Below are 16474 nucleotides of genomic sequence, written 5' to 3' on the forward strand. Positions count from 1 at the left end.
GAAGTGCGAAGCGGTTTTGCGCCCGGAATTGCGGAAAATAAAAGGTTGGAGTGTTTTCGCGCTTCGGGAAGCGGAACGTTCCAAGTGGCTCCACGCTCCTGGAGGTTTCATGAGCACGCTGACATTCCGCAATGTTTCGCTGCGTTATCCGCCGAGGGCGGGCCGCGCCGGCGCCGATGAAAAACTGGTTCTCGACGGCATCAACCTGCAGGTCGCCTCGCACGAGCTGGTCGCCGTCATCGGGCGCTCCGGCTCCGGCAAGACGAGCCTGCTCAATCTCGCCGCCGGTTTCCTGGAACCGACCGCCGGCACCATCACCGTGGACGGCGTGCCCGTCGACGGGCCGAGCGCCGACCGCGCGGTCGTCTTCCAGGACGATGCGCTCTATCCCTGGCTCGACGCCAGGGACAATATCGCCCTTCCCTTCAAGCTGAAGGGCGTGCCGCTTGCCGAGCGCCGCGCGCGTGCGGAGCAGCTTCTTGCCCGCGTCGGCCTCGCGGATGCCGGCGACCGCCGGATCTGGGAGCTTTCCGGTGGCATGCGCCAGCGGGTCGGCATTGCGCGGGCGCTGGCCGCCGAACCGCGTTTCCTGTTGCTCGACGAGCCGCTTGGCGCGCTCGACGCCCTCACCCGCACGCGCATGCAGGAGTTCCTGCTGCGCATCAAGGCGGAAAGCGGGGCGGGCGCGCTGCTCATCACGCACAGCATCGAGGAGGCGCTGCTGCTCGGCACGCGCATCGTCGTGCTGTCGCCCAATCCGGGCCGCCTGACCGCCGAGATCGAGGCGGGCTTCAATGCCGAAGTGCTGAACGGCGCCTCGGTCGCCGCCGTGAAGGCCTCGCCGATCTTCAAGCGCATGCATGCCGGCCTGACCGGCCTTATCCACGCCTCCGCGGAAGAGGAGATCGCCGCATGACACTTTCGACCGACATCGAGACCCTGCCGCAGGTGGCGGAAAAGGGGGAGGCGGAACGCCCGCCGAAAGCGCGGCCGCTGCCGGTCGCCGTCATCTCGGCCATCACCATCGGCGTGATCATCCCCGCCTGGGGGCTCGCCTCCGCCTATGCCCTCGTCTCGCCGGTTTTCCTGCCCTCGCCGCGACAGGTCGTGCTCGCCCTCTACAATCTCGTCGTCACGGGCTTCGTCGATGCGACGCTGGCCGAGCATGTCGGCGCAAGCCTCTATCGCATCTTCGGCGCCCTCATCGCCTCCATCCTCATCGGCATTCCCGCCGGCATCGCCATCGGCACGAGCCGTCTCGGCCGCGGCATTCTCGATCCGATCGTGGAATTCCTGCGGCCGCTGCCGCCCCTCGCCTACCTGCCGCTCATCATCATCTGGGTCGGCATCGGCGAAGCCTCGAAGATCACGGTGATCGCGCTTTCCATGCTGCCCTCGATCATCCTGTCGACCTCCGCCGGCGTGCGGGGAGTATCGAAGGACCATGTCAATGCCGCCCGATCGCTCGGGGCGAGCCGTCGGCAGGTGCTGCGCGAGGTGGTGCTGCCGAGCGCCGTGCCGTCGATCCTCACCGGCGTGCGCATCGCGCTCGGCGCCGGCTGGACGACGCTGGTGGCGGCCGAACTGGTGGCCGCGACGAGCGGCATCGGCTTCATGATCCAGTCGGCGGCGCAGTTCCTCGTCACCGACATCGTGATCGCCGGCATCGTCGTCATCGCGCTGATCGCCATCCTGCTGGAATATGTCGCCCGGCAGATCGAGCGGCGCCTGGTGCCCTGGGCGGCGCATCGCTGAGGGGGCGGGCGAGGCACGAAATCGAGACGGCCGCCTCTTGACCCGGAAGAGGCGGCCGCCAGTTTGTCCTCATCCGCGATGATCGAGACGGGCTGTCAGGCGGTCGCCCAGCCACTGGATGCCGCAGACGAGCACGATCAGCACGGCGACCACCGCCACCATCACCGAGGTCTCGAAGCGCTGGTAGCCGTAGCGGATGGCAAGGTCGCCGAGGCCGCCCGCGCCGATGGCGCCGGCCATGGCGGAGGCGCCGATCAGCGTGACGAGCGTGACGGTGAAGCCCGCGACGATACCGGGCAGCGCTTCGGGGATCAGCACCTCGCGCACGATGGTCCAGCGGTTGCCGCCCATTGCCCGCACCGCCTCGATCAGGCCGCGATCGACTTCACGCAGGGAAACCTCGGCGATGCGTGCATAGTAGGGCGTCGCGGCGATGGCGAGCGGCACGATGGCCGCCCAGGTGCCGATCGACGTACCGACGATGAAACGCGTGACCGGAATGAGCGCCACCAGCAGGATGATGAAGGGCACGGAACGGAAACCGTTGATGACGGCGCCGAGCACGCGGTTGATCCAGAGGTTTTCCGCGATGCCGCCGCGCGCGGTGGCGACCAGCGCAAGGCCGAGCGGCAGGCCGAAGACGAGCGAGATGACGCCGGAGGCGGCCGTCATGACGACGGTTTCCCACAGCGAGCGGACGAGAAGTTCAAGCATGACCGGCGACATGGCCGAGGACCTCCACCTGCGCGCCGAAGCGCTCTGCCAGGGTTGTGAAACGCGCGGTGGCCTCGGCCGGCACGGCGATGAAGAAACGGCCGACCGCCTGTTCCTGAATATGGTCGACACCGCCGTGGACCAGCCGGTAGCCATCCGCAAATTCGGCGGAAAGCTGCTGGAAGAGCGGGCCGGTGGCCGCGGGGCCGGCAATGTCGACGCCAAGGATGGCCTCGCCTGTTACGTCCGCGACAAGCTTCCGGGTGATATGGGTGGGCAGCTGCGGGCGAATGCCGCTGAGCAGGCTCTTCGTCGTCTGCGCCTGCGGCGTCGCGAAGACCTGCCAGACCGGCCCCTCCTCGACGATGCGGCCGGCATCGAGCACCGTCACGCGGTCGGCGATGGAGCGCACCACCTCCATCTCGTGGGTGATGAGCAGGATGGTGAGGCCGAGCTTGCGGTTGATGTCCTTCAGCAGCGTGAGGATGGCGCGGGTCGTTTCCGGGTCGAGGGCAGAGGTCGCCTCGTCGGAAAGCAGCAGCGCCGGGCTGGCGGCGAGCGCCCGGGCAATGCCGACGCGCTGCTTCTGGCCGCCGGATAGCTCCGACGGATAGGCCTTCGCCTTGCCCTTGAGGCCGACGAGGTCGATGAGTTCGGCCGCGCGCGCCAGACGCTTCGCCTTCGTCCAGCCCTCGATCTTCAGCGGCAGGGCGACATTCTCCTCGACGGTCTTGGCCGAGAGCAGGTTGAAATGCTGGAAGATCATGCCGATGCGGCGGCGCAGCGGCTGCAGCTCGGCCTCGCCAAGGCCGGTGATCTCGCGGCCTTCGATCGCGATGCTGCCGCTGTCCGGCCGTTCGAGGCCGTTGAGGCAGCGGATGAGCGTCGACTTGCCCGCGCCGCTGCGGCCGATGATGCCGAGGATCTCGCCGCGGCGCACCGTGAGCGAAACGCCGTCCAGCGCCGCGGTCGCGCCGAAGCGGCGGCGCACGTCGGCAAGGCGGACGACATCGTCTTCCCGCGCGGCGGCCTCGGCCAGCTGTCTTGTCACATGGGTGTTCATTTGCGGTTCCCTTCCGGAAACGGCGAGACAGCCCGCGGCGGCCGGAGGCGCATCGCGAGCTGTCTTGCTGGTTGGATGGCGACCTTAGTAGGCGCTGATGCCCGTGCCCTTGTAGACCCGGTCGAACTCCGCCTTCACGACATCGTTCTGGTAGGCTTCGACCAGCGGCTTGACCCAGGGCTCGTCCTTCGATTCCTCGCGCACGGCGATGAAGTTGCGGTACGGGTTGTCGTCGACCGGCTCCTGCGCGATGCGGTTTTCCGGGGTGAGACCGCTCTTCAGCGCCCAGTCGGTGTTGACGATCGCCGCGTCAAGGTCATCGACCGAGCGGCCGACGATGCCGGCATCGAGTTCCTTGATCTCGAGGTTCTTCGGGTTCTCGGCGATGTCGGCGATCGTGGCGAGGATGCCGGTGCCGTCCTTCAGCTTGATCAGGCCTTCGTTCTGAAGAACGCGCAGCGCCCGGCCCTCGTTGGACGGGTCGTTCGGCACGCCGATGGCGGCGCCGTCCGGAAGGTCGGCGACCTTGGCGTGCTTCTTGGAATAGAGGCCGATCGGCCAGACGGCCGTGTAGCCGACCGGGACGATCTTGTAGCCGTGCTGCTGGACCTGGTTTTCCAGATAGGGAAGATGCTGGAAGGCGTTGGCGTCGATCTCGCCGCGGGCAAGCGCCTCGTTCGGCTGGGTATAGTCGTTGAAGACGACCGCCTCGATGGTGAGGCCCTTCTTGGCGGCTTCCGCGATCACGACGCGCCAGACATCCTCGTCCTCGCCGGAGATGATGCCGACCTTCAGCTCCTTCCTGTCCTCGGCAAGGCCGGGTGCGGGAAGCGAGAAGGTGGAGACGGCGGCGGCTGCCACCGCAAGGGCCGCAAGGGCGGCGCGGCGGGTGAAGAGAGTGCTTGCGAGAAGTTTCTTGTTGGTTTTCGACATGCTGGCCTGCTTTCGCGATTGGGAGGATCGGCTGCGAAACATCGCTGTTTCTGCCCGTAAAATCGCAAATGCCGCTTTTGTGGACAACGAATGGCGGTTTGTTGGGCAGGCGGAAACGGAAATTTTCGCTCCGGGAAATCGAGGCGAGGCGGAAAATATTTTCTACTGAAATTGTGAACTATGCCGGATGCCCAACGCAGCCTAGAAGGTCGGCGGCGTGTTGATCCAGATCAGCACGGTTTCGCCGTCGTGGCGGTTGCGCCAGGCGTGGCGGCGGCAGCTTTCGAAATAGAGGCTGTCGCCCGGGCCGAGATCGTGGAATTCGTGGCCGTCGAGGACCATTTCGATGCGGCCGGAGAGGACGTGGACGAATTCCTCGCCCTCATGCTTGTAGGCTCCGTCGGAGGAGGCGCCGGGCGCGAGCACGAAGCGGTGGCAGTCCATCATGTTGCGCCCGTCGGCCAGCACCTGGATGGTGACGCCGGGAGAGGTCTCGGGCCAGAACTTCCACTCCCCTGCCCGCACGACCGAACGGTTTTCCTGTTCCTCCTCGCCGGAAAGCTTCGAGACGGTCGTGCCGTAATAATCGGCAAGGTCGTGCAGCACGCGAAAGGTCACGCCCTGCGAGGTGCGCTCGAAGGTGGAGAGCACCGACGTCGCGACGCCGATATCGCCCGCCACCTGGTCGAGCGTCTTGCCGGCGGCATGGCGCAGGCTCCGCAGCTTGCGCCCGACGCCCTGGTGCGCCTCGCCCTCGGAGGACGGAGTATCGTTGGCGGGTTCCTCCGCCTCGAGCGCCTCGCGGATGGCGGCCGGGTTGAGGCCGCGCTCGGTCCTGTACCAGGCGATGCGCTTCAGCCGCGCGACGTCGTCGGCGCTGTACTGGCGATGGCCGGTTTCGGAGCGCCCCGGAACGACGAGGCCCTGCGTTTCCCAAAGCCTGAGCGTTGAGGCCGAAACGCCGGCGAGCCGCGCGGCCTCCGCCACCTTGTAGTGCACCGGTTCTTGCGAACCCATCGCGCCAATCCCTGATTCTGTGTAGTGTTCTCTATAGCATTCCGGCGGCGGTGGCCGGCCCGAAAAACCGTCGCGTCGCCGCCGTAAAATGCCCGTTGCATTCTTGCAGAAAAAATGTAGGAATTCCACTTGAGACTTGCAGAAAAAATGCAAGTTAATGCGGTTCCGGCAAAAGTGCGAGCGTCCGGAACTGCGTGAAAGCTCCATTATCAGAAGCCTCCAGATTCAGGATAGCGCCATGACCGCAACGCCCCTCACAGACCGCAAGAACGCCGCCATCTCGCGCGGCGTCGGCATGACCACGCAGATCTACGCCGACCGTGCGGAGAATGCGGAGATCTGGGACAAGGAAGGCAATCGCTATATCGACTTTGCCGCCGGCATCGCCGTCGTCAACACCGGCCACCGCCATCCGCGCGTCATCGAGGCCGTCAAGAACCAGCTCGACCGTTTCACCCACACCTGCCACCAGGTCGTGCCCTACGAGAACTATGTCGAGCTCGCCGAGCGCCTGAACGCCATCACCCCCGGCAACTTCGCCAAGAAGACGATCTTCGTCACGACCGGCGCGGAAGCCGTCGAGAACGCCGTGAAGATCGCCCGCGCCGCCACCGGCCGGCAGGCCGTCATCGCCTTTTCCGGCGGCTTCCACGGCCGCACCTTCATGGGCATGGCCCTGACCGGCAAGGTCGTGCCCTACAAGGTCGGCTTCGGCTCCATGCCGGGCGACGTCTTCCATGCGCCCTTCCCGGTCGAGATGCACGGCACGACCGTCGAGCAGTCGCTCGGCGTGCTGAAGAAGCTCTTTGCCGCCGATGTCGATCCGAACCGCGTCGCGGCGATCATCGTCGAGCCGGTGCAGGGCGAAGGCGGCTTCTATCCGGTTCCCGTCAATTTCATGAAGGCGCTGCGCGAGATCTGCGACCAGCACGGCATCCTGCTCATCGCCGATGAGGTGCAGACCGGCTTTGCCCGCACCGGCAAGCTGTTCGCCATGGAGCACTACGGCATCGCGGCCGACATCATGACCATGGCCAAGGGTCTAGGCGGCGGCTTCCCGATCGCGGCCGTCACCGGCCGCGCGGAGATCATGGACGCGCCCGGCCCGGGCGGCCTCGGCGGCACCTATGCCGGCAGCCCGATCGGCGTTGCGGCGGCCCATGCCGTTCTCGACGTCATCAAGGACGAGGACCTCTGCAACCGTGCCGAAAACCTCGGCGCCCGCCTCAAGCAGCGCCTCGCCTCGCTGCAGGACAAGGTTCCCGAGATCGTCGACATCCGCGGCCCGGGCTTCATGAACGCCGTCGAGTTCAACGACGTTTCGACGAAGCAGCCGAGCGCCGAGTTTGCCAACAAGGTACGCCTGAAGGCCCTCGAAAAGGGGCTGATCCTCTTGACCTGCGGCGTGCACGGCAATGTCATCCGCTTCCTCGCGCCGATCACCATCCAGGACGAGGTGTTCGCCGAAGCGCTCGACATTCTCGAAAGCGCGATGATCGAAGCCCGCGCCGCCTGACCGGCGTCGCGCAACACCGATACACATCCTCCCAAGGCGACACCCGGAGCTCAGCTCCGGGTGAACGGCCTTTCATGTCCGAAAGGAAGGACACCATGGCTTTTTACGATGCTCTCACCCGGCACCTGAAGTCGACCGAATTCCTGCGTGATGCCGGCTATGTCAACGGCAACTGGATCGGCGGCAACGGCGCCGCGACCTTCGACGTCTTCAACCCGGCCACCGGCGAGAAACTGGCGACGCTGCCGGAAATGGGCGCCGGCGAAACGGCCGCGGCCATCGACGCCGCCCATGCGGCGCAGCAGGCCTGGGCCGCCCGCCCGGCCAAGGACCGCAGCACCCTCCTGCGCAAGTGGAACGACCTGATCGTCGCGAACGCGGACGAGCTGGCCGCGATCCTCACCGCCGAAATGGGTAAGCCGCTGCGGGAAGCCAAGGGCGAAATCCTCTACGCCGCCTCCTATGTCGAATGGTATGCGGAAGAGGCCAAGCGCATCAACGGCGAGACGATCCCCGCCCCGTCGGTCGACAAGCGCATGCTGGTCATCAAGCAGCCGGTCGGCGTCGTCGGCACGATCACGCCGTGGAACTTCCCGGCCGCGATGATCGCCCGCAAGGTGGCGCCGGCGCTCGCCGTCGGCTGCACGGTGGTCTCCAAGCCGGCCGAGCAGACGCCGCTTTCGGCCATCGCCCTTGCCGTGCTCGCCGAAAAGGCCGGCCTTCCGGCGGGCGTCTTCAACGTCATCCTCGGCACGGACGGCCCGGCGATCGGCAAGGAGCTCTGCTACAATCCGAAGGTCCGGAAAATCTCCTTCACGGGCTCGACGGAGGTCGGCCGCATCCTGATGCGCCAGTGCTCCGACCAGATCAAGAAGGTGAGCCTGGAACTCGGCGGCAATGCGCCCTTCATCGTCTTCGACGACGCGAATATCGACGCGGCCGTGGAAGGGGCCATGGCCTCGAAATATCGCAATGCCGGCCAGACCTGCGTGTGCGCCAACCGTCTCTACGTGCAGTCGAACGTTTATGACGTCTTTGCCGAGAAGCTGGCGAAGAAGGTCGCCGAGCTTTCGGTCGGCGACGGCTTCGACAAGGGCACGACCATCGGCCCGCTGATCGAGGAAGCCGCGATCGACAAGGTCGAGGCGCACATCACCGACGCCGTCTCCAAGGGCGCCTCGGTGGTGGCCGGCGGCAAGCGCGTCGAGGGCAAGGGCACATTCTTCCAGCCGACCGTGTTGAAGAACGTCGCCCGCGGCATGACGGTCGCCCGCGAGGAGACCTTCGGTCCAGTCGCCCCGCTCTTCCGCTTCGATACCGTCGAGGACGTGATCGAGCAGGCGAACGACACCGAATTCGGCCTTGCCGCCTACTTCTTCGCCGGTGACCTCAAGAAGGTCTGGAAGGTGGCGGAAGCGCTGGAATACGGCATGGTCGGCGTCAATACCGGCCTCATCTCCTCCGAGGCCGCGCCCTTCGGCGGCATCAAGCAGTCCGGTCTCGGCCGCGAGGGCTCCGCCCATGGCGCCGACGATTATCTCGAACTGAAATATGTCTGCATGGGCGACGTCGCCTGATGACACGGGATCGCCGCGCTCTGGCGGGGCGGTCCTCATGCGGTCTCGATATCCGTCTGCGAAAAGTCGTCGCCCTTGTAGAGCAGCGGGACGTCGAACTGTCTTGCGCAGGCATAGGCAAAGCAGTCGCCGAAGTTGAGGCTTGCGGGATGGCGGCCCTTGCCGAAACGTTGATGGACGATGACCGCCAGATCCCCCACGCGTCGATCGATCGGTTCGACCGCGATGGAAAGCAGCGTGAGGAAATCTGTGACGAGCTGAAGCGCGTCGGTCGGCGCTATCTGACGTTCACGGGCCAGCGCGAGGGACGTCTCCCAAACCGCCATGGGTGATGTGTACCGGATGTCTGCCTGTTGAAGCCGCGCTAGAAGTGCATCGGCACCCTCTTCTGAAGCCAGGATCGCAACGAGCGCCGACGCATCGACGAACATCAATTGTCCTCATAGAGACTGTCGATGAAGGCCTTGTCCGCAGGCGGTCCTTTCTTGGGGTATTTCGCATCCAGGTCGCGAACGAAGGCCTTGGCCTTCTCGACCAGCGTCGGCTCGCTTTCCGCGCGCTGCAATTCATGCACCAGCGCCTGCCGCACCGCCTCGGTCTTGCTGACCTTGCGCAGCGTGGACAGCCGTTCGGCAAGCCGGTCGACCTCCTGGTCCTTCACGTAGAGCGGCATGGTATATCCTTCCTCGTTCGAAGGTATATATACCACGCCGGCACCTTGCCTGAAAGATCAGGCTAGCTTCACCGCGTCAGGATGCGCGGCCTGGAAGGCCGGGAGGGCGCGGCAGGTTTCGGTGATGCGCCGCACCCGTTCGAGACCCGACAGGTCGACGCCCCAGCGCTCGGCATTGTAGACCTGCGGGACGAGGCAGAAATCCGCCATGGTGAGCGTGTCGCCATGGCAGAAGGTGCCGGTCGCCGGGGCGTCGAGGAGTTTTTCGACGGCGAGAAGACCCTCGCCGATGAATTTCTTCATCCAGTCGATGCGGGTCTCCTCCCCTCCCCCCGTGAGCGTCATGACATGGCCGATGACACCCGTGTTGCAGACGGCGTGGATTTCCATGGCGATGGCATAGGAGAGCGTGCGCACCCGCTGCCGGCCGAGCGGATCGGCGGGCAGGAAACGCGCCTCGGGGCGCGTTTCGGCAAGGTATTCGATGATCGCCAGCGACTGCGTCAGCGTGTGCCCGTCGATCGACAGCGCCGGCACGAGGCCCTGCGGGTTGCGGGCGCGGTGCTCCGGCGACCGTTGCTGTCCGGACAGAAGGTCGATGGACTCGCGCCGATAGGCAAGACCGAGGCTTTCCAGCGCGATGCGCACGCGATAGCTGGCGGAGGACCGCCAGTAGTCGTAGAGGATGATCTCGTCCTGCACCGGCTCAGTCCTTCTCGTACCGCTCGACGGTCTGCTCGATCGCGCCGAAGATCGAATGGCCCGCCTTGTCCTTCATCTCGATGCGCACGGTGTCGCCGAACTTCATGAAGGGGGTCTTGGGCGCGCCGGACGTGATCGTCTCGATGGTGCGGATTTCGGCAATGCAGGAATAGCCCGCCCCGCCTTCGGCGACCGGCTTGCCGGGGCCGCCGTCGAGCTTGTTGGAAACGGTGCCGGAACCGATGATCGAGCCGGCGACGAGCGGCCGGGTCCTGGCGGCATGGGCAACGAGCTCGGCGAAATCGAAGGTCATGTCGACGCCGGCATCGGCCCTGCCGAAAGGCTTGCCGTTCAGCGAGACGAGGAGCGGCAGGTGCAGCCGGCCGCCGTCCCAGGCCTCGCCCAGCTCGTCGGGCGTGACCGCGACCGGTGAGAAGGCCGAGGAGGGTTTGGACTGGAAGAAGCCGAAGCCCTTGGCGAGCTCGCCCGGGATGAGGCCGCGCAGCGAGACGTCGTTGACGAGCATGACGAGCTTGATCGCCTGCCGCGCCTCCTCGACGCTCGCTCCCATCGGCACGTCGTCGACGATGACGGCGATCTCGCCCTCCATGTCGATGCCGAAGGCTTCGTCCGCCGCAAGGATCGGGTCTCGCGGTCCGAGGAAGCTGTCGGAGCCGCCCTGGTACATCAGCGGATCGGTCCAGAAGCTTTCCGGCATCTCGGCATTGCGCGCCTTGCGCACCAGTTCGACATGGTTGACATAGGCCGAGCCGTCCGCCCACTGGTAGGCGCGCGGCAGCGGCGCGGCGGCGTCGTGCTCGTGGAAGCGGGCGGTCGGCTGCGAGCCGGTCTCAAGCCCCTCGGCGACCCTTTCCAGCCGCGGCGCGACGTGTTCCCAGTCATCGAGCGCATCCTGCAGGGTGCAGGCGATGTGCCCCACTTCCGAGCAGCGCGTCAGGTCGCGCGAGACGACGACCAGGCGGCCGTCGCGGGTGGAATTTTTCAGTGTCGCAAGCTTCATGCGTCCTACTCCCGATCTTGTTTCCGGCCGTGCGATCGTGTCATCTACCGGCCGCCTGTCTCCACCCTCGTGCGCCGGTCGTGCCGGCGCATCGCATTTCCGAGGAAATCCCGTCTTGAACCGTACGGTGCTGAATTCCCTGCTGCTGGCCGCCGGCTTCATCGGCGCGACGGCCATCATCCTTTATACGATGGGTCAGCCGCTCATCTGCAAGTGCGGATATGTCAAACTCTGGCATGGCGTGGTGATTTCTTCGGAAAACTCGCAGCATCTGTCCGACTGGTACACGCCGAGCCACATCATCCACGGCATCCTGTTCTTCGGCTTCTTCACGCTGATCCTGAGGAAGGCGAGCCTCAACCTCCGGCTTGCCCTTTCGCTGGTGCTGGAATGCGCCTGGGAGATTCTCGAAAACACCGACATGATCATCAATCGCTATCGCGAATCGACGATCTCGCTCGACTATTTCGGCGACAGCGTGATCAATTCGAGCGCGGACATCCTCGCCATGGTGGTCGGCTTCTTCCTCGCCGCGCGCCTGCCCGTCTGGGCCAGCGTCGCGATCATCATCGTCTTCGAGGCGACAACCACCTGGCTCATCCGCGATGGCCTGGCGCTCAACATCCTGATGCTCGTCTGGCCGCTGGAGGCGGTGAAGGCCTGGCAGGGCGGGTGACGTCATTTGATGCCAGGCGTGCCGTCGAACCTGCGCTCCAGCCCATCCCAGCATTCGAGATAGTTGTCCTGCAGGGTCTCCAGCTCGGCCGCGAATTTCGTGAGCTGCTGGGGAAAGCGCGTCTCGAACATGAAGGCCATGGTGTGGTCGAGCTTCACGGGCTTCAGCTCGCTGTTCGAGGCCTTTTCGAAGCCCGTCGCATCCGGCCCGTGCGGCAGCATCATGTTGTGCAGGCTCATGCCGCCCGGCACGAATCCCTCTTCCTTGGCGTCGTACTGGCCATGGATCAACCCCATGAACTCGCTCATGATATTGCGGTGATACCACGGCGGGCGGAAGGTGTGCTCGGCCACCATCCAGCGCGGCGGGAAGATGACGAAATCGATGTTCGCCGTGCCGGCCTCCTCGGTCGGGGCCGTCAGCACGGTGAAGATCGACGGGTCGGGATGGTCGAAGAGGATCGCGCCGACCGGCGAATAGGTCCTGAGGTCGTATTTGAACGGCGTGTAGTTGCCGTGCCAGGCGACGACGTCGAGCGGGGAATGGCCGATCTCGGTGACATAGAACTTGCCGCACCATTTGACGTGGACCCGGCAGGGCGTCTCCTTGTCCTCGTAGGCGGCGACGGGCGTCTTGAAGTCGCGCGGATTGGCAAGGCAGTTGGCGCCGATCGGCCCGCGGTCCGGCAGGGTGAATTTCGCACCGTAGTTCTCGCAGACATAGCCGCGCCACATATCGCCCGCGCCGATGCGCGAGACCTTGAACATCATGCCGCGCGGGATGAGGCAGGTCTCCAGCGGCTCGACATCCATGATGCCCATCTCGGTGAAGACGCGGACGGCGCCGAGCTGCGGCACGACCAGGAGCTCGCCGTCGGCATTGAAGAAGTAGTCGTCCACCATGTCGGCATTGAACGTATAGGCGTGTGCGGCCATGCCGACCTGGGTCAGCACGTCGCCGGCCGTCGTCATGGTGCGGATGCCCTGTAGGAAGTTCTGCGTCTCGGCCGGTGCCGGCAGCGGGTTCCAGCGCAGCTGGCCGAGCGGCAGGGAATGGTCGTCTAGGCAGGGCGCCGTCTTCCAGTGCGGGTAGCTGGCATTGGAGAAGCGACGGGTGTGGCGCACGCTCGGGCGGATGCGGTAGAGCCAGGAGCGTTCGTTGGTACCGCGCGGGGCAGTGAAGGGCGAACCGGAAAGCTGCTCGGCATAAAGGCCGTATTCGCATTTCTGGGGGCTGTTCTGGCCCTGCGGCAGGGCACCGGGGAGCGCTTCCGTCTCGAAGTCGTTGCCGAAGCCCGGCATGTATTTCAGGCTGTTGGCGGCGTGATCCGGCATGGCTAATCCTCCTCCTGCAAGGCGCTTGTCCTCAAGTGGTTGCAGATGTAACTGTCCATTTTGTAACCATCAAGGCATGCCATGGACTTCAAGCTCGAAACATTCCTGCCCTATCGGCTCAACCTCGCGGCCGAGCTGGTCAGCCAGCGCTTTGCCGCGCAATACCGCGCGCGCTATCGCATGACGCGGCCGGAATGGCGGGCGCTCGCCGCGCTCGGCTCCTACGGGCGCATGACGGCGACGGAGATCGGCGCCAATTCCAGCATGCACAAGACGAAGGTGTCGCGGGCGGTACGGGCGCTGGAGGAAAAACGCTGGCTGAAGCGCAGCGAGGACCTGGACGACCGCCGGATCGAGCATCTGGAGCTGACGCCGGCGGGACGGCGCATCTATGGCGAGATGGTCGTGCTGGCGCACGACTACGAGCGGGACCTTGCCGGGCTTCTGGGAGCCGGCGGCCTGCGGCAACTGGAGGCGGGCCTTGCGGCCATCGAGGCGAAGCTGGCGGTACCGGCACGCCGCCGCGCGCCAAAGGACTGACGATCCATCAATCCCGTGAAACGATCGGGCGGGATCGATTCATATCTTTCGTTGGACGAGGATTCGCGGCTTCGGCAGACTCCTTCCATGCCGAAGCCACCCCCTGCCCTGCTGCCCACCTACCGTTTTCGCCGCATCGATGCAGCGCGCAACATGGCACGCTTCTACATGCTGTCGCTGGAGCCGACGCTTTTCGGGGAGGTTGCGGTGCTGCGTCATTGGGGGCGCATCGGCAGCCGCGGCCGGCAGGCGCTGAGCCTCTATCCCACCCTAGTGGAGGCGGAGACGATGCTTGCCCGACAGGTCGCGCTTCGGCGCAAGCGGGGCTATGTCGAGGCGTAACCGGCACGGTTCGGCGAGGCAGCACGCAAAAGAATGAACTTTCTTGGGTTTTCCCCAGCCGAATCGAGTGACGCCGATAGCCGGCAAATGGTCAATAGGGTAAAGTCCGGTTTATGTGGTGCCAGCCCCGTCCCGCGGCCGGCGCGTTAACCCTTTTTGCCTTGCCCTCGAATCAGAATCGCGTCTAAATGCGTTTTAAACCTGCAAATGGGTTTAAAATCGCATTTTGAGATTCTCGATATGAATATGGCCGCAACGTTCGGACGGGCAATTTCCGAGGTCGATCAACTGATCATCGGACAGGCGCACGAACTGTCAGACAAGCTGAAGCAGCACCGGCTGGAGATGTTTCCTCCCGTCGCACAGAAGAGCCTGCGCCAGTTCCAGCTGAGCGAGGCCGCCCGGTTCCTGGGCGTCACCAGCGGCTACCTGCGCAATCTCTCGCTGGAATCCAAGGGGCCTCTGCCGCAGGTCACGCCCTCCGGCCGCCGGTCCTATTCGGCCGAGCAGTTGCAGGAGATGCGCGAATATCTGGAGCAGAACGGGCGCGGCGGCCAGCGTTACGTGCCGCGCCGGCGCGGCGGCGAGCACCTTCAGGTCATTGCGGTCGTCAACTTCAAGGGCGGCTCCGGCAAGACGACGACGACGGCGCACCTTGCCCAGCATCTCGCGCTCACCGGGCACCGGGTCCTCGCGGTCGATCTCGACCCGCAGGCGAGCCTTTCTGCGGTGCACGGCTTCCAGCCGGAATTCGACGTCAACGAGAACGAGACGCTCTACGGCGCCATCCGCTACGACGACCAGCGGCGGCCGCTGAAAGAGATCATCCGCAAGACGAACTTTCCGGGGCTCGACATCGTGCCGGGCAATCTCGAGCTCATGGAGTTCGAGCACGATACGCCGCGCGTCCTGGCGCAGGGTGACCGGAGCGACTACGGCCGCATCTTCTTCGCACGGCTCGACGAGGCGTTGTCGTCCGTTGCCGACGACTATGACGTGGTGGTGATCGACTGCCCGCCGCAGCTCGGCTTCCTGACGATGAGCGCGATCTGCGGCGCGACGGCGGTCCTGATCACGGTGCACCCGCAGATGCTGGACGTCATGTCCATGTGCCAGTTCCTGCAGATGCTGGGCGAGGTGCTGAACACGCTGAAGAGCGCGGGCGGCAACATGAACCTCGACTGGCTGCGCTACCTCGTCACCCGCTATGACCCGGCCGACGGACCGCAGACCCAGATGGTCGCCTTCATGCGCTCGCTGTTCAAGCAGCATGTCCTGACCAATCCGATGGTGCGAAGCGTCGCCATCGCCGATGCGGCGCTGACCAACCAGACGCTCTACGAGGTCGACCGGAGCCAGTTCACGCGTGCCACCTATGACCGAGCGCTCGAATCGCTGGAGGCGGTCAATGCGGAGATCGTCGAACTGATCCACAAGGCATGGGGGCGTTGACCATGGCGCGCAAGAACGTTCTTTCCAACCTGATGTCGCCGGCCTCGGAAAAGTTGACGCCGGTAAACCCCGTCAATGACGAGCCGCGCCAGCACGTGACCTACAAAGGCATCGGCGCGCTCGGCGCCGTCACGCGCAGCATCGATGCGCTGGCCGCCAAGGCGGATGCGGCGAAGGAAATCGAGGCGAAGCTGACGGCCGGCGAGGTCGTCATCGAGCTCGAGCCGGACCAGATCGAGGAATCCTTCATCTCCGATCGTCTCGTTCATTCGGACGAGCAGTTCCGCGAACTGGTCGAGGCGATGCGCGTGCGCGGGCAGGATTCGCCGATCCTCGTGCGTCCGCACCCGACGAAGAGCGGGATCTACCAGATCGCCTTCGGCCACCGCCGCGCCAAGGCCGCCCGCCTGCTCGGGCGGCCCGTCCGCGCTGTCGTCAAGGCACTCACCGACCGCGACCATGTCATCGCGCAGGGCCAGGAAAACAGTGCGCGCGCCGATCTCTCCTTCCTCGAACGGGCGACCTTTGCCGGCGAGCTGGAGGCGCGCGGCTTCGACCGCGAGACGATCATGGCGGCGCTGAGCGCCGACAAGACGACCGTGTCCAAGATGCTCTCGGTGGTGAACCGCATTCCCAAGGCGGTTCGGGCCGGCATCGGCCCGGCGCTCGCCATCGGCCGCGACCGCTGGCATGAGCTGGCTACCCGCTTCGACGCGCCCGAAAACGAGGACAAGGCGGTGGAATTCCTGGCACGCGAGCGGGTGAAGACCCGGGCGCCGGAGGACCGCTTCAACCTCGTCAGCAGCCATCTTGCCCGCAAGGAGGCTCCTGAGGCCGTTGCCAGGCCCGCGCCGGCCGAGTGGGTGCGCAAGGATGGCCCCGTGCGCGCCAGCATCAAGACCACTGGCCGCCAGTACACGATTGCGCTGAAATCCGCGGATGCCGCGGCATTCGGCGCCTACATAACCCAGAACCTGGACCGTCTCTACGAGGCGTTCCGGACGGAAAATGCACAGAAATCAGGAGATTGATCCGCAAAAGAAAAAGGCCCCCTCAACGTTACCGTCGCGGAAGCCCTTCTCATCGTTTAGCAGCCTGAGAATCGCACTTCCCCGAATCACAGTCAAGCCTTTTTGGCGCCGGTTCCGGTGATGGGGTC

General features: G+C 65.3%; 19 protein-coding genes. 10 read left to right on the forward strand and 9 right to left on the reverse strand.

Annotated features, from left to right (window positions below):
- The first annotated feature begins 109 nt into the window (after positions 1-109).
- Positions 110-916: a taurine ABC transporter ATP-binding protein gene (locus tag MUU56_RS04635; protein WP_244766145.1), complete on the forward strand. Its 807-nt coding sequence runs from the start codon at positions 110-112 to the stop codon at positions 914-916.
- Positions 913-1755, forward strand: a complete 843-nt coding sequence (locus MUU56_RS04640; protein ID WP_244766146.1) for an ABC transporter permease subunit — start codon at positions 913-915, stop codon at positions 1753-1755. Before MUU56_RS04635 ends, MUU56_RS04640 begins: the two co-directional genes overlap by 4 nt.
- Positions 1756-1824: 69 nt before the next feature.
- Here MUU56_RS04640 and MUU56_RS04645 read toward each other — a convergent pair whose 3' ends face one another.
- The 3 genes from MUU56_RS04645 to MUU56_RS04655 all read right to left on the reverse strand — a co-directional run bounded on the left by MUU56_RS04645 (position 1825) and on the right by MUU56_RS04655 (position 4465).
- The gene (locus MUU56_RS04645; protein WP_064332778.1) at positions 1825-2481 is read right to left on the reverse strand and encodes a methionine ABC transporter permease; all 657 of its coding nucleotides are present in this window, start codon (positions 2479-2481) and stop codon (positions 1825-1827) included.
- Positions 2462-3532: a methionine ABC transporter ATP-binding protein gene (locus tag MUU56_RS04650; protein ID WP_244766147.1), complete on the reverse strand. Its 1071-nt coding sequence runs from the start codon at positions 3530-3532 to the stop codon at positions 2462-2464. The genes MUU56_RS04645 and MUU56_RS04650 overlap by 20 nt, the downstream gene beginning before the upstream one ends.
- An 84-nt stretch (positions 3533-3616) precedes the next feature.
- Positions 3617-4465 carry a MetQ/NlpA family lipoprotein gene (locus MUU56_RS04655; RefSeq protein ID WP_244766148.1) on the reverse strand — a complete coding sequence of 283 codons (849 nt, stop codon included), beginning with the start codon at positions 4463-4465 and terminating at the stop codon, positions 3617-3619.
- Between MUU56_RS04655 and MUU56_RS04660 the strand changes: the two genes are divergently transcribed.
- Positions 4449-4634: a hypothetical protein gene (locus MUU56_RS04660; protein ID WP_244766149.1), complete on the forward strand. Its 186-nt coding sequence runs from the start codon at positions 4449-4451 to the stop codon at positions 4632-4634. The two genes, MUU56_RS04655 and MUU56_RS04660, sit on opposite strands and share 17 nt — an antisense overlap.
- Positions 4635-4666: 32 nt before the next feature.
- Here the strand turns inward: MUU56_RS04660 and MUU56_RS04665 are convergent, their stop codons facing one another.
- Positions 4667-5482, reverse strand: coding sequence for a MerR family transcriptional regulator (locus MUU56_RS04665; protein ID WP_244766150.1), 816 nt, complete (start codon positions 5480-5482; stop codon positions 4667-4669).
- A 238-nt stretch (positions 5483-5720) separates the two neighbouring features.
- On the opposite strand from MUU56_RS04665, the gene MUU56_RS04670 reads away from it, so the two are divergent.
- Both MUU56_RS04670 and MUU56_RS04675 read left to right on the forward strand, forming a co-directional pair.
- On the forward strand, positions 5721-6998 hold the full coding sequence (locus MUU56_RS04670; protein WP_244766151.1) for a 4-aminobutyrate--2-oxoglutarate transaminase: 1278 nt from the start codon (positions 5721-5723) through the stop codon (positions 6996-6998).
- 95 nt (positions 6999-7093) lie between these two features.
- On the forward strand, positions 7094-8575 hold the full coding sequence (locus tag MUU56_RS04675) for an NAD-dependent succinate-semialdehyde dehydrogenase (protein WP_244766152.1): 1482 nt from the start codon (positions 7094-7096) through the stop codon (positions 8573-8575).
- Between the two features lie 35 nt (positions 8576-8610).
- Here the strand turns inward: MUU56_RS04675 and MUU56_RS04680 are convergent, their stop codons facing one another.
- The 4 genes from MUU56_RS04680 to MUU56_RS04695 are packed head-to-tail and all read right to left on the reverse strand — an operon-like array spanning position 8611 to position 10971.
- A complete protein-coding gene (locus MUU56_RS04680) occupies positions 8611-9006 on the reverse strand; it encodes a type II toxin-antitoxin system VapC family toxin (protein ID WP_244766153.1) in 396 nt (131 codons plus the stop codon).
- A complete protein-coding gene (locus MUU56_RS04685) occupies positions 9006-9248 on the reverse strand; it encodes a type II toxin-antitoxin system VapB family antitoxin (RefSeq protein ID WP_244766154.1) in 243 nt (80 codons plus the stop codon). The genes MUU56_RS04680 and MUU56_RS04685 overlap by 1 nt, the downstream gene beginning before the upstream one ends.
- Before the next feature lie 57 nt (positions 9249-9305).
- On the reverse strand, positions 9306-9950 hold the full coding sequence (maiA, locus tag MUU56_RS04690; protein WP_244766155.1) for a maleylacetoacetate isomerase: 645 nt from the start codon (positions 9948-9950) through the stop codon (positions 9306-9308).
- Between the two features lie 4 nt (positions 9951-9954).
- Positions 9955-10971, reverse strand: coding sequence for a fumarylacetoacetate hydrolase family protein (locus MUU56_RS04695; protein ID WP_244766156.1), 1017 nt, complete (start codon positions 10969-10971; stop codon positions 9955-9957).
- Between the two features lie 115 nt (positions 10972-11086).
- Between MUU56_RS04695 and MUU56_RS04700 the strand changes: the two genes are divergently transcribed.
- Entirely contained in the window at positions 11087-11647 is a 561-nt protein-coding gene (locus tag MUU56_RS04700; protein ID WP_398430784.1) for a DUF2585 domain-containing protein, read from the forward strand.
- Between the two features lie 2 nt (positions 11648-11649).
- Here the strand turns inward: MUU56_RS04700 and hmgA are convergent, their stop codons facing one another.
- Complete coding sequence (gene hmgA, locus MUU56_RS04705; RefSeq protein WP_244766157.1) at positions 11650-12981, reverse strand: homogentisate 1,2-dioxygenase; 1332 nt, start codon at positions 12979-12981, stop codon at positions 11650-11652.
- 81 nt (positions 12982-13062) lie between these two features.
- Here hmgA and MUU56_RS04710 point away from each other — a divergent pair, with 81 nt between their 5' ends.
- The 4 genes from MUU56_RS04710 (at position 13063) to repB (ending at position 16346) form a co-directional block, all read left to right on the forward strand.
- A complete protein-coding gene (locus MUU56_RS04710) occupies positions 13063-13521 on the forward strand; it encodes a MarR family winged helix-turn-helix transcriptional regulator (RefSeq protein ID WP_244766158.1) in 459 nt (152 codons plus the stop codon).
- Between the two features lie 87 nt (positions 13522-13608).
- Complete coding sequence (locus MUU56_RS04715; RefSeq protein ID WP_244766159.1) at positions 13609-13863, forward strand: WGR domain-containing protein; 255 nt, start codon at positions 13609-13611, stop codon at positions 13861-13863.
- Positions 13864-14109: 246 nt separating this feature from the next.
- Entirely contained in the window at positions 14110-15315 is a 1206-nt protein-coding gene (gene repA / locus MUU56_RS04720) for a plasmid partitioning protein RepA (protein ID WP_398430787.1), read from the forward strand.
- 2 nt (positions 15316-15317) lie between these two features.
- Entirely contained in the window at positions 15318-16346 is a 1029-nt protein-coding gene (repB, locus tag MUU56_RS04725) for a plasmid partitioning protein RepB (RefSeq protein ID WP_244766161.1), read from the forward strand.
- The last annotated feature ends 128 nt before the right edge of the window (positions 16347-16474 follow it).

The organism is Shinella yambaruensis, assembly GCF_022899355.1.
Taxonomy (GTDB): Bacteria; Pseudomonadota; Alphaproteobacteria; order Rhizobiales; family Rhizobiaceae; genus Shinella; species Shinella yambaruensis.